General features: G+C 59.6%; 12 protein-coding genes. 10 read left to right on the top strand and 2 right to left on the bottom strand.

The genetic code is table 11. From position 1 onward, the window contains the following. The first annotated feature begins 2 nt into the window (after nucleotides 1–2). From ACQZ6D_RS25220 to ACQZ6D_RS25210, 3 genes are read left to right on the top strand one after another with little or no spacing between them, the layout of a single operon-like run. A complete protein-coding gene (locus ACQZ6D_RS25220) occupies nucleotides 3–785 on the top strand; it encodes a pyrroline-5-carboxylate reductase (protein ID WP_112153195.1) in 783 nt (260 codons plus the stop codon). Between the two features lie 43 nt (nucleotides 786–828). Then, on the top strand, nucleotides 829–1,674 hold the full coding sequence (locus ACQZ6D_RS25215) for a PhzF family phenazine biosynthesis protein (RefSeq protein ID WP_448730431.1): 846 nt from the start codon (nucleotides 829–831) through the stop codon (nucleotides 1,672–1,674). A 27-nt stretch (nucleotides 1,675–1,701) separates the two neighbouring features. After that, a complete protein-coding gene (locus ACQZ6D_RS25210) occupies nucleotides 1,702–2,298 on the top strand; it encodes an NUDIX domain-containing protein (protein WP_112153194.1) in 597 nt (198 codons plus the stop codon). 149 nt (nucleotides 2,299–2,447) lie between these two features. Here the strand turns inward: ACQZ6D_RS25210 and ACQZ6D_RS25205 are convergent, their stop codons facing one another. Together ACQZ6D_RS25205 and ACQZ6D_RS25200 are read right to left on the bottom strand one after the other, a co-directional pair. After that, a complete protein-coding gene (locus ACQZ6D_RS25205; RefSeq protein WP_162705652.1) occupies nucleotides 2,448–3,371 on the bottom strand; it encodes an SMP-30/gluconolactonase/LRE family protein in 924 nt (307 codons plus the stop codon). 35 nt (nucleotides 3,372–3,406) lie between these two features. Beyond that, complete coding sequence (locus ACQZ6D_RS25200; protein WP_162633778.1) at nucleotides 3,407–4,120, bottom strand: GntR family transcriptional regulator; 714 nt, start codon at nucleotides 4,118–4,120, stop codon at nucleotides 3,407–3,409. 106 nt (nucleotides 4,121–4,226) lie between these two features. On the opposite strand from ACQZ6D_RS25200, the gene ACQZ6D_RS25195 reads away from it, so the two are divergent. Genes ACQZ6D_RS25195 through ACQZ6D_RS25165 form a run of 7 tightly spaced genes read left to right on the top strand, consistent with a single transcriptional unit; the run spans nucleotide 4,227 to nucleotide 11,814 of the window. Beyond that, nucleotides 4,227–5,279, top strand: coding sequence for a Gfo/Idh/MocA family protein (locus ACQZ6D_RS25195; protein WP_013761993.1), 1,053 nt, complete (start codon nucleotides 4,227–4,229; stop codon nucleotides 5,277–5,279). After that, on the top strand, nucleotides 5,272–6,288 hold the full coding sequence (locus ACQZ6D_RS25190) for a Gfo/Idh/MocA family protein (RefSeq protein WP_019566602.1): 1,017 nt from the start codon (nucleotides 5,272–5,274) through the stop codon (nucleotides 6,286–6,288). The genes ACQZ6D_RS25195 and ACQZ6D_RS25190 overlap by 8 nt, the downstream gene beginning before the upstream one ends. Continuing rightward, nucleotides 6,285–7,358 carry a Gfo/Idh/MocA family protein gene (locus ACQZ6D_RS25185; protein ID WP_174012178.1) on the top strand — a complete coding sequence of 358 codons (1,074 nt, stop codon included), beginning with the start codon at nucleotides 6,285–6,287 and terminating at the stop codon, nucleotides 7,356–7,358. Before ACQZ6D_RS25190 ends, ACQZ6D_RS25185 begins: the two co-directional genes overlap by 4 nt. A gap of 22 nt (nucleotides 7,359–7,380) precedes the next feature. Then, nucleotides 7,381–8,649 (top strand): ABC transporter substrate-binding protein, encoded by a 1,269-nt coding sequence (locus ACQZ6D_RS25180; RefSeq protein ID WP_065663186.1) that lies wholly within the window; start codon nucleotides 7,381–7,383, stop codon nucleotides 8,647–8,649. 57 nt (nucleotides 8,650–8,706) lie between these two features. Beyond that, nucleotides 8,707–9,675, top strand: a complete 969-nt coding sequence (locus tag ACQZ6D_RS25175; RefSeq protein WP_174012177.1) for a carbohydrate ABC transporter permease — start codon at nucleotides 8,707–8,709, stop codon at nucleotides 9,673–9,675. Continuing rightward, the gene (locus ACQZ6D_RS25170; RefSeq protein ID WP_145166846.1) at nucleotides 9,668–10,711 is read left to right on the top strand and encodes a carbohydrate ABC transporter permease; all 1,044 of its coding nucleotides are present in this window, start codon (nucleotides 9,668–9,670) and stop codon (nucleotides 10,709–10,711) included. The genes ACQZ6D_RS25175 and ACQZ6D_RS25170 overlap by 8 nt, the downstream gene beginning before the upstream one ends. A gap of 23 nt (nucleotides 10,712–10,734) precedes the next feature. Beyond that, nucleotides 10,735–11,814 (top strand): ABC transporter ATP-binding protein, encoded by a 1,080-nt coding sequence (locus ACQZ6D_RS25165; protein WP_113048407.1) that lies wholly within the window; start codon nucleotides 10,735–10,737, stop codon nucleotides 11,812–11,814. The last annotated feature ends 19 nt before the right edge of the window (nucleotides 11,815–11,833 follow it).

Here is an 11,833-nt window from a genome sequence, read left to right as displayed (position 1 = left end):
TCATGTCCCTTCCCCAGAAAATCGGCTTTATCGGAACCGGCGCTATCACCGATGCGATGGTGCGGGGGCTCCTCAGCACGCCTGCCGCCGTGCCGCATGTCATGGTATCCCAGCGCAGCGCGGATATCTCGGCCAGGCTTGCCGCCGATTTCCCGCAGGTGATCGTCTCCAGCGACAATCAGGCGATTGTCGACGGCTGCGATACCGTCGTTCTGGCCATCCGCCCGCAGATCGCCGAGGACGTCATCCGGCCGCTGCGGTTTCGCGAGGGGCAGAAAGTCATAAGCGTCGCTGCCGCAACCGGTCGACATGCACTGCTTGACTGGATCGGCGTGGATGTGCGCCTGACCCAGGCGATCCCGCTGCCTTTTGTCGCCCGCCGCAAAGGCGTCACGGCCGTTTACCCCTCCGATGCGGATACCGCCGCGATCTTCAACGTGCTCGGCAATGCGGTGGAATGTGAAACAAAGGCGGAATACGACCTTCTCGCCGCCGCAAGCGCCCTGATGGCAACCTATTTCGGCATTCTGCAACAGACGACGGAGTGGTTGGCCGAAAACGGCCTGCCGGAAGAAAAGGGCCGCGCCTATCTTGCACCCCTCTTCGCCGGCCTCTCCGAAGTGGCGCTGCTTGCCGGCAAGGACACGGACTTTACCGATCTCAGCCGCGAATTCGCCACCAAGGGTGGCCTGAATGAGCAGGTTCTTCAGGACTTTGACGGCAATGGCGGTTCGAGCGCATTGAAGCGGGCATTGAGCCGCGTGCTGGAACGGATTACGCAATAGACAGTCCGCGCCGACAATCGATCCGAACTGAAAGAACGATGCCATGACCTTTACTATCCATATGATCGATGTATTCGGCTCCGGCCCGCTTTCTGGCAATCCGCTGGCGGTCGTCACGGGTGCAGACACCTTGACCACGGATGACATGCAGCGATTGACGCGGTGGTTCAATCTGTCCGAAACCACGTTTCTGCTGCCGCCCACCCACCCCCAGGCTGATTACCGTGTCCGGATATTCTCACTGGACCGGGAGATGCCTTTTGCCGGACACCCTACGCTCGGCACTTGCCATGCCTGGCTTTCCGAAAACGGCCTGCCCAAAAGCGAAACGGGCATCGTTCAGGAGTGCGGTGCCGGTCTGGTCACGATCCGGCACGCGCATGGTCGACTTTCCTTTGCCGCACCGCCCCTTATCCGTTCAGGCGCGCCGACACCCGCAGGGCTGGAAGAGGCCCGGCAGCTGCTGGGAATAGAGACACGCGACATCGTTGATGCCGCATGGATCGACAATGGCCCCGGCTGGTTGGGGATCAGGCTGGCATCGGCTGAGAAGGTGCTTGCCCTTGAGCCGGTCCGCAGCTGGCCCGGCCGCATTGACGTTGGCGTCGTTGGTCCGCACGCAAATGGCGGCGAAGCCGCCTTCGAGGTTCGCGCCTTCTTCAGCGATCATCTGGGCGCCATCGCCGAGGATCCTGTCACCGGAAGCCTCAACGCCTCGCTGGCGCAATGGCTGTTTGCGACAGGCGTGGTCGCGGAAGACTATGTCGCCGCCCAGGGCACACGTCTTGGCCGTCAAGGCCGCATTTACCTGACCCGCGATGATACCGGCCAGATATGGGTCGGCGGCGAGACACGCACGCAAGTCGAAGGCCGGCTGCACGGCCTTTGAAAAGACAGATAATGACGAGGTGACTTGATGAATAGCAGTGTTTACCGCCCGATTTCGCAACGCGTATTGGCGGATGATTGGGGACGGCTGACCAAATATGAGTATGAACTTCAGCTAAGGGACGGAAGCTGGCAACGGCAGACCCGGGAGGCGTATGATCGCGGCAACGGAGCGACATGCCTGTTGTACAACCCCGCAAACGACCATGTTTTGCTCACCCGCCAGTTCCGTTTGCCGGTTCTCTTGAACGGCGGCCTCGAGTCGCTGATCGAGACACCGGCGGGGCTGCTTGAAGGCGCTGAACCGGCAGCGCGCATGCGTGCGGAACTGATGGAGGAGACCGGTTATGAGGTTTCCGAACTCACCCATCTGTTCGATATCTATATGAGTCCCGGATCGGTCACCGAATACCTCGCCTTTTTCTACGGCGAATATGCCGAGAACCATAAAGTGGGCACAGGCGGCGGCTCCGCGGACGAGGGAGAAGACATAGACGTGCTGGAAATCGCTCTGCCAGAAGCTATGCAGATGATCGGCCGCGGCGATATTCGCGACGCCAAGACCATCGTTCTGCTCCAGCACCTCACCATCCGGCTTTTGCAGGAAGAGCACGGAACACGCTGATCTCGACCGCAATATCTACCAATGCGGAAGCGATGCTGATTACGGCCAGACTACAGGATCAACAGGACGAATTTGCCTGCCGTAGTCTGGCCGAAACCCATCACTTGCGTTGGAGGGGCGACAAAGCTCAAAGACTTACGATTTCGGCTTCACCTGCCATCCTCAAAACGGAATGCGGGAAAGCCCTTGATGTCGGACGGAATGATCCAAACGCCACCGGAAAGAGGTACCTCGCTCAGCCTGTCTTGCGTCATGTTATGGCGGTGCGATGTCACGAAAAGCGAGCCGAAATCCGGCCCGCCAAAGCAGGGCATCGTTGGATGCGGAACAGGCATCCTTATCGTCCCGATCTGTTGACTGCCGTCTTCCGAGAAAATGTTCAAAACGCCGGCAGAGACACCCGCGCTCCAATATCGGCCGCTTATGTCAAGACATCCACCATCGGGCCTTCCGGTCTCTTCCTGCATTTGTGCGACGAGCACACCTTCATCAAATACACCGTTGGTTTTGTCGAAATTCCGCCTGCGTATCCATTTCTGCACGGAATCGCTTTGCCACATGACGGAACCGTCCTGCGAAAAAGCGAGGCCGTTGGGACATGTCAGTCCGGTCTGGATACGTTCGGCCCCGTTATTCGTAATACGCCAGAGCTCTCCATGGGGCTGCATCTGCGAGAGCGGGACATTGTGCATGGTACCAACCCAGAAAGCTCCATCCGGACCGACACGTCCGTCATTCAGCCGGCAGGCGATGCCTTCAGGTGCGGGAATGGAATGAAGGGTGCGCCGCGCGCCGCTTTCCGGATTGAGGATGAGTATATCCATCCCGCAAGCGGCAATCAGATCACCGCTCTGACAGAGCCCAAGACTGGAGACGGTTTCCGGGAACGTCCATTCACGATACTGGACGCCGCCCAGCCCAGCTGAACGTAGCTTCTTGCCAAGAATGTCACACCAGAACAGGACCTGACGTCTTTCGTCCCACACCGGGCTTTCCGCAAGAATGCTGATTTCGTCGCACAGTAGTCCTGCCTGATCGACCGCAGGCGCGTTGTCGAAATTTGCTGTTGTCATTTTCTGTCTGAACCGTTGAATTGCGCAGCGTGGCGTTATTCGAAATATTCCTGATGTGCTTCGAAGATCTGCGACAGAATGCCGAGGACGCGGCGGAGATGCTGGCGCAGATAATCCACCGCGCTCTCCTCCTCACGCGCCTTGATTGCATTGTATACGGCCTCATGCTCCGTCAGCAGTCTGGCCATGTGTGCTTCGTCGGTAATCGCCAGCGCTCGCAGGCGGTCTAGCCCAGCCTTTTCCCGGATCAACAGGGTCTCCAGCCTTTCGAGGCCGGTTGCGGCGGCAAGGGCGCTGTGGAACTGGTCGTCATGGATACGGAAGACCTTTTTGTCGCCAAGCTCCATCGCCACACGCTGGCCTTCCAGCGCATGCAGGATTTCCTGGTCCGCTTCGGCCGGAATGCCGGTCTGGCAGAGCCTGCGGGCAGCGGCAACCTCCAGCGCCTCACGAATGAACTGCGCGCTGCGGATATTTTTGTCCGACAGTCTGGAGACATAGGTCCCGCGGCTCGGCAGGGTGACGATCAAACCGTCATCTCGCAGCCGGCTCAACGCCTCGCGCACCGGGGTGCGGCTGGAGTTGAAGGACTGGCCAATCTCGTTTTCCGACACGGCCTGGCCCGGAAACAGCTCCCTCGAAAGGATGGCAGATTTCAGCGCCGAATAGATCTGGTCCACAACCGGACGGTTGAAATCCAGTCGTTCCATCATCGGCACCGTGCCGCCTGTCATCGGGATCTTTGGCATACGCTCTCCAAATGTCTTTCTCTATAACCGGTATACCGGAACACTGGTGTGTTGACAACCGGCATACCGGTATGCAATTGAATGGCCATGGGAAGGAGGCTCCCGAATGCAAAATATCAAGACCTGCGTCATCGTTGGTGCCGGAATGGTAGCGAAGACGCATGTGCTTGCCTGTGCGGCAAGCCCTGAAAAAATCCGCCTGAAAGCGATTGTTGACGGTGGCTCCGGCCGCGCGAAAGCGCTGGCTGCCGAAGCGGCAAAACACACCGGTCACCACGTTGCCGTATACGCGTCAATCGAGGAAGCCGCGCGTGACGGCGATGTCGATTTCGCCATCATCGCAACGCCGCCCAATGCCCGCGCCGATATCGTCGGTCCGCTTGCAAAAGCCGGCAAACACATTCTTCTCGAAAAGCCTGTCGCCCGCAACACGCGGGAAGCGGCCGATCTGGTAGCGCTCTGCCGCGATGCGGGTGTAACGCTCGGTATCATTTTCCAGCACCGCATGCGCGCCGCATCGCAAAAGGCGCGCGAACTGGTCGCATCCGGCACGCTCGGCGAACTAGGCCTTTGCGAGATTTCGGTGCCGTGGTGGCGTACCCAGGCCTATTATGATGAGCCGGGACGCGGCACGCTTGCGCGTGACGGCGGCGGCGTTCTGATATCGCAGGCAATCCACACGATCGATCTGGCCCTGAGCCTTGCAGGCCCCGTGGCCCGCGTGCAGGCCATGGCGGCAACGACGCGTTTTCACAAGATGGAAACCGAGGATTACGTATCGGCCGGCCTTCGTTTCAAAAACGGCGCCGTCGGCTCGCTCGTCGCGAGCACCGCAAGCTTTCCCGGTGCGCCTGAATCCATTCTTCTCCATTTCGACAAGGCAAGCCTGCGGCTCGCATCCGGCCTGCTGCATGTAGACTGGCGCGACGGCCGCCAGGAAACCTTCGGTGGTGCCGCTTCCGGCACCGGCGGCGGCGCCGATCCTATGGCTTTCACGCATGAATGGCATCAGGGCGTTTTCGACGATTTCGTCGACGCCATTTCTTCAGGGCGCCCGCCGGTCGTCACCGGTGAAGCAGCTCTTTTGTCTCACAGACTGATCGACGCGATCATCAACTCAGCCGAAACCGGCAAGGAAGTGGAACTGCAGGATGAGTAAACCAATCAAGTTCGTGGCTCTCGGCATAGAGCACAGGCACATTTTCGGCATGGCGCAGAACATGCTGGATGCCGGTGCGCAATTTGCGGGCTGGTGGACGCAAGGCGAGCCGGACGTGGTCGAAGGTTTCGTAAAGCGCTTCCCGGACGTGCCGCGTGCTGCCTCCAAGGAGGATTTGCTGGCTGACCAAACCATCGATCTCGTCATCATTGCCGACATTCCGTCCAAGCGTGCCGATCTTGCCATCGCTGCCATGGAAGCAGGCAAGGACGTCATGTCCGACAAGCCGGGCTGCACCACCTTCGACCAGCTTGAGCGCCTGCGCCAGACCGTTGCCAAGACCAAAAGAATCTGGACCGTCGATTTTTCCGAGCGCTTCGAAGTCCCGAGCGTCACGAAAGCCGCCGAGCTGGTTGCACAGGGTGCCATCGGCCGCGTCATCCAGACGGTTGGCCTTGGTCCGCACCGCCTGAACCGACAAATTCGCCCGACATGGTTCTTCGAACGCGAGGCCTATGGCGGCATTCTCACCGATATTGCCAGCCACCAGATCGACCAGTTCATGTTCTTTACCGGCTCGACCGAGGTTGAGATCGTATCTGCCACCGTTGCCAATTACGCCAACCCGGGCGATCCGGGCCTGCAGGATTTCGGCGAAGTCGTGCTGCGCGGCGACAAGGGCCATGGGTATATCCGCGTCGACTGGTACACACCCGATGCACTGCCGACATGGGGTGATGGCCGCCTGACGATCCTCGGTACCGAAGGTTACATCGAACTGCGCAAATACGTCGATGTCGGCAACACCGAGGGCACAGACCGTCTGATCCTCGTCAATGGCGACCGTTGCGAATATATCGACGCATCCGGTGCGGGCCTGCCCTACTTCGCCCGTGTATGCGACGATATCCGCAACCGCACGGAAACTGCCATGACGCAGGAACACGTCTTCAAGGTTTGTGACCTCTCGCTTCAGGCGCAGGCCAAGGCTGAAGGAACCGCAGCATGATCGGCGTCGCCATTATCGGCGCCGGTATTGGCGCACAGCATCTCACCGGTTATCTGGCGCTGCCGGAACGTTTCACCGTCAAGGCGATCTGCGATCTTGATGTGGAGCGGGCACGGGCGGTGGCTGGCGAAAATTCTTCCATCCGCATCACGGCGGATCTCGAAGAAGTCCTCGCCGATGAAAGCATTTCGCTCATAGACGTCTGCCTGCCGCCGCATCTGCATTTCCCCGTAATGCTGAAGGCCCACGCGGCCGGCAAGGACGTGGTCTGCGAAAAGCCGCTGGTGCGTTCGCTGGAGGAAGCAAATGCGCTGATGGAATCTGTCAAGAAGACCGGACGGCGCGTCTTTCCGGTTTTCCAGTATCGTTTTGGTCCCGCCCTACGGCAGCTGCGCGCCCTCATCGACGCCGGACTTGCTGGCAAAGCCTATGTGGCAAGCTCGGAAGTTCACTGGAACCGTGGCGCGAGCTACTACGACATTCCCTGGCGCGGCACCTGGAAGGGTGAATGCGGCGGCGCGATCCTCGGTCACGCCATCCATGCCCACGACCTTCTGTGCCATGTCCTAGGTCCGGTGGAACAGGTCTTCGCCATGGCCGACACCCGGGTGAACAGGATCGAGACGGAAGACTGCGCCGCCATCAGCTTCCGCATGAAGAGCGGCGCGCTCGCCACCAGCTCGGTCACGCTTGGTGCAGCCGACGACACGTCCCGTCTGCGGTTCTGCTTCGAAGGCTTCACGGCCGAAAGCGGAACGCTGCCCTATCGTCCGGCGGAAGATAAATGGCACTTTACGGCGCGGGCGCCGACCACGCAGAACCAGATCGACGCCGTCCTCGCAACGGTGGAAGATGGCGAAAACGGCTTTACCGGTTTTGTCGAGGCGATTGCCAATGCGATGGAGGGTCGCGCGGGCAAGGAAGTGACGATTACGGACGGCTTGCAGTCCATCGAACTCGTAACCGCAATCTACACATCGGTACAGGAAGGCACGGCCGTTCGCCTGCCGCTGACCGCTGACAATGAGCGGCTCAAGGGTTGGGCTCCGCGCGCGTCCGCCACGGCATAATCATCTAAAGGGAGGAAACCAGATGAGCAGAAAATACAGCCTGGCGTTTGCCTTGGCCCTCGGGACGGCATCTTTTGCCGGTGCCGCTGAGGCACAGGAAGTTCGCTTCACCTGCGCCTATGACGGCAACGGCTGCGAAGTCCTGAAGGACATCCTGTCGCGTTACGAAAAACAGCATCCTGACGTCAAGATCGTTACGGATATCGTGCCCTACAAGGCGCTTCTCGAAGGCCTGCCGGTGCAGCTCGCCGGCGGCAGCGGCCCGGATTTCGCAACCGTCACCGATCTTGGCGGCCTCAATCGCTATTATCTCGACCTGACGCCCTATGTGGATGCGAAGTACTGGCAGGATAATTTCGGCGATGTGCTGAAATGGTATCGTAGCGGCCCGGACGACAAGGGCATCTATGGTATGCAGACGCAGCTTACCATTACCGGCGCCTTCATCAACCGCACCTTGTTCGATCAGGCGAAAGTCGCCGTTCCCGGCAAGGATGCGACTTTTGACGACTGGGCGAAGGCCGCAAATGAAGTGGCCAAGGCCACCGGCTCGCCATACCCCATGGCGATCGACCGCTCCGGTCACCGTATCGCAGGTCCGGCTATTTCCTACGGTGCGAAACTTTTCGACGCCGACGGCAAGCCGATCCTGGTCGACGAGGGCTTCACCACTTTCGTGAAGAAATTCGTCGAGTGGAACAAGGACGGCACCATGGCGCGTGACGTCTGGGCCGGTCAGGGTGGCAACACCTACCGCGATGCGGCGCAGGAATTCATCAACGGTCAGCTCGTCTATTATTATTCCGGCAGCTGGCAGACAGCGCGCTTCGACAGTCAGGTCGGCGATGCTTTCGACTGGGAAGTCGTGTCGCAGCCATGCGGACCGGCCGCATGCACCGGCATGCCAGGCGGAACGGGTATCGTGGGCTTCAAGCAGACCAAGAACCCCAAGATCGTCGCGGATATTCTGAACTTCCTCGCGCAGGACGAAAATTACCTCGATTTCACCGTCCGTACCCGCAACGTCCCGGCTCACAAGGCCGTCGGCGCAAAGCCTATCGACTACACCGGCGCAACCCCGGCGACCCAGAAGGCCATGAACGCGTGGCTGGATCAGGTCCCCGGTATCAGCCCCGTCGCCTACGCCTATCAGGGCTACAAGAACAACCGCGCGATGTTCAACATTTCCGTCCAGCGCGTCACGCAGGCGATTGTTGGCGAAAGCTCGGTTGACGACGCCATGACACGTGCGAAGGCCGATCTTGAGGAAGCGTTGAAACAGGCGAAGTGATCCATCGCCTTCCGGCGCGGCCTTGCCGCGCCGCGCCGGATCGAAGGAGGACCATCAATGTACAGACTTCTTGCGCCCGTCATGGGCATCATAGAGCTGCCTTTCGCCCTCTTGCAGAAAATGCTCGGGCATCGGCGCATCGCATGGGTGTTTCTGACACCCAATCTCCTGTTGTTTGCGGTCTTCGCGTTTTTGCCGATCGTTCTCAACATGGCTTATTCAGTGACCGGCAGCGAGCATATCCTGCTGTCGGAACGCCCCTCCGTGGGCGGCGAAAACTTCTCGGCCCTTCTCTCGTGCCAGAACTATTTCGATCCCAATTCCTGTCAGCGCGATCTTTTCTGGCGCTCCGTCTGGAACACGCTTTTCTTCGTGGTGCTGCAGGTCGGGTTCATGGTGGGCTTCTCGCTGATTACGGCGGTCGTGCTCAACCGTGACATCAGGGCACGCGGTTTCTTCCGCGCCGTCTTCTTCTTTCCCGTGCTGCTTTCACCGGTGGTCGTGGCGCTGATATGGAAGTGGATATTGCAGCGTTTCGGCGTCCTGAACGCTGCGCTCGATTCCCTCGGTATCGGTTCGGTGGACTGGCTGCTGGAGGCCAACCTTGCCTTTGGATGGTCGGTATTCCTGTCCGTCTGGGCGCATATGGGCTTCTACACGCTCATCCTGCTTGCCGGCCTTCAGGCCATTCCGCGTGACGTCTATGAGGCGGCACAGCTGGACAAGGCAAGCCCGTGGCGGATTTTCCGCCGGATCACAATGCCGCTTCTCGCCCCGACCATGCTGGTGGTTCTCGTATTGTCCCTCATCAAGGGCGTACAGACCTTCGATGAAGTCTTCGCATTTACCGGCGGTGGGCCGGGTTCGGCGACGACCTTCATCATTCAATTCATCTATCAGACTGGTTTTGCCGGAACACCCCGCAACTTCGGACTGGCCGCGGCGGCTTCGCTGCTGCTTGCTGTGGTTCTCGTGGTGCTGACTGCCCTGCAATTCCGGGCCAACAGGAGCAAAGTCGATGGCTAGGATTGGCGCATTTCTAACCCGCACACGCGGCAGAAACGGCAAATTGCACTGGACCGACTGGCTGTCCTACGCCTATCTCGGCGTTGCCGTTCTGATGATGTTCGGACCCGTTCTCTGGCTCGTTCTCTCCTCCTTCAAGACGGAAGCCGACCTCCAGCGTTTTCCGCCGCGCCTGCTTCCCTATGCGCAGGAAACCGTGGTCGTTGACGGTCAGGCCGCACCTTTGCCGGCCTTTGTCGACAAGGAAGGCCGCAAGCTCGGCATGATCAGGCGCGTCGGGCTCGTCGCCCAGGTGGTGGATCCGGCAAAGCCCGGCGAAGTCATGAAGATGCCGTTCAACGAGCTGCGCCCGGCCGAGAAGGTTGCACTGGCGACGGAGAACTACACCGAGCTTTTCCAGCGCTTCAACTTTCCGCTTTATTTCTGGAACTCGACCTTCATCACCGTGACGTCGACCGTCATCATGCTGATCGTGAACTCCATGGCGGCCTTTGCACTGTCGAAATACAGCTTCAAGGGCAGAGGCGTGGTTCTGGCACTCGTCGTCGGAACGTTGATGATCCCGCAGACCGTCGTGCTCGTTCCGCTTTTTCTCATCACCAGCCAGCTCGGCATGATCAACAGCCTGTGGGGTGTGATCATTCCAGGAGCGGCCACACCGACAGGGGTATTTTTGCTGCGCCAATACATGCTGACCATCCCGGATGAAATCCTAGATGCGGCACGCATGGACAAGGCCAGCGAATGGAAAATCTACTGGCGCATCATCCTGCCGCTGTCTGCACCGGCGCTCGCGGTGCTGGCCATCCTCGCCATCATGTGGCGTTGGAACGACTTCCTGTGGCCGCTTATCGTGCTGACGCGCAACGACAATTTCACCCTGCAACTGGCGCTCAACTCCTTCCAGGGAGAAATGACGACAGAGTGGAGCAATCTGCTGGCCATGACGGTGCTGACATTGGCGCCAATCGCGCTGGTCTTCATGTTCCTGCAAAAATATATCGCCACCGGCATCGCATCGACCGGCGGAAAATGATCCTCAAGGGAGGGAATGACACAATGGCAAGTATAGAGCTTCGTCAGGTCAAAAAAACATATGGCGCCCTCGACGTCATCAAGGGTATCGATCTCGATATCAAGCACGGCGAGTTCTGTGTTTTCGTCGGCCCGTCCGGTTGCGGAAAATCGACGCTGCTGCGCATGATCTCCGGTCTTGAAGAGCTGAGCGGCGGCGATATCGTCATCGGCGGCGACGTGGTGAACGCGGTTCCGGCTGCCGATCGCGGGCTTGCCATGGTGTTCCAGTCCTATGCGCTCTACCCGCATATGACGGTTCGGGAAAACCTGTCCTTCGGCCTGGAAAATATCGGCACGCCGAAAAAAGACATCGTCGAGAAGGTCTCACAGGTGTCCAAGATGCTGCAGATCGACCAGCTGCTTGAGCGGCGGCCGAAGGATCTGTCGGGCGGCCAGCGACAGCGCGTCGCGATCGGTCGCGCTGTCGTGCGCGAACCGCGGGTTTTCCTGTTTGACGAGCCGCTGTCGAACCTCGATGCGGAACTGCGCGTGGATATGCGCGGCGAGATTTCCAGCCTGCATCGGCGTCTTGGCAATACCATGATCTATGTGACCCACGATCAGGTGGAGGCCATGACGATGGCCGACAAGATTGCCGTGCTGCGCGCCGGAAAGCTCGAGCAGTTCGGCGTTCCCCTCGATCTTTATAATCGCCCCGCAAACCTTTTCGTAGCAGGCTTCATCGGTTCGCCGAAGATGAACTTCTTCGCCGGCGAAGTAGTAGCAGAAGGTCAGCCGTCCCTTAAAATCGCGACCGGCGAATTGATCCCGTTGCCGCAGAGCGGCTTTTCCTACGCATCCGGCCAGAAGGTCACGCTCGGCATTCGCCCCAACCATGTGCAGCCCACACCGGACGGTGCGGTGACCATGTCCGTGCGAACGGCAGAGCAGCTCGGCGGGGAATCCTATCTCTATGGCAACCTCGGTGACGGCAGCCACGTCACCCTGCATCTTGCGGGGCAGACATCGACATCGGCTGGCGAAGTCATCCGCATGTCGGCGCCCCTCCAACATATCCACCTCTTCGATACGAAAAGCGGGCTGACGCTGAAGCAGGACTAAGCCTCCGTCGCCACGCCCC

The organism is Agrobacterium sp. 22-3639C2 (genome assembly GCF_053522105.1).
This window is presented reverse-complemented; position numbering and strand designations above follow the sequence as displayed.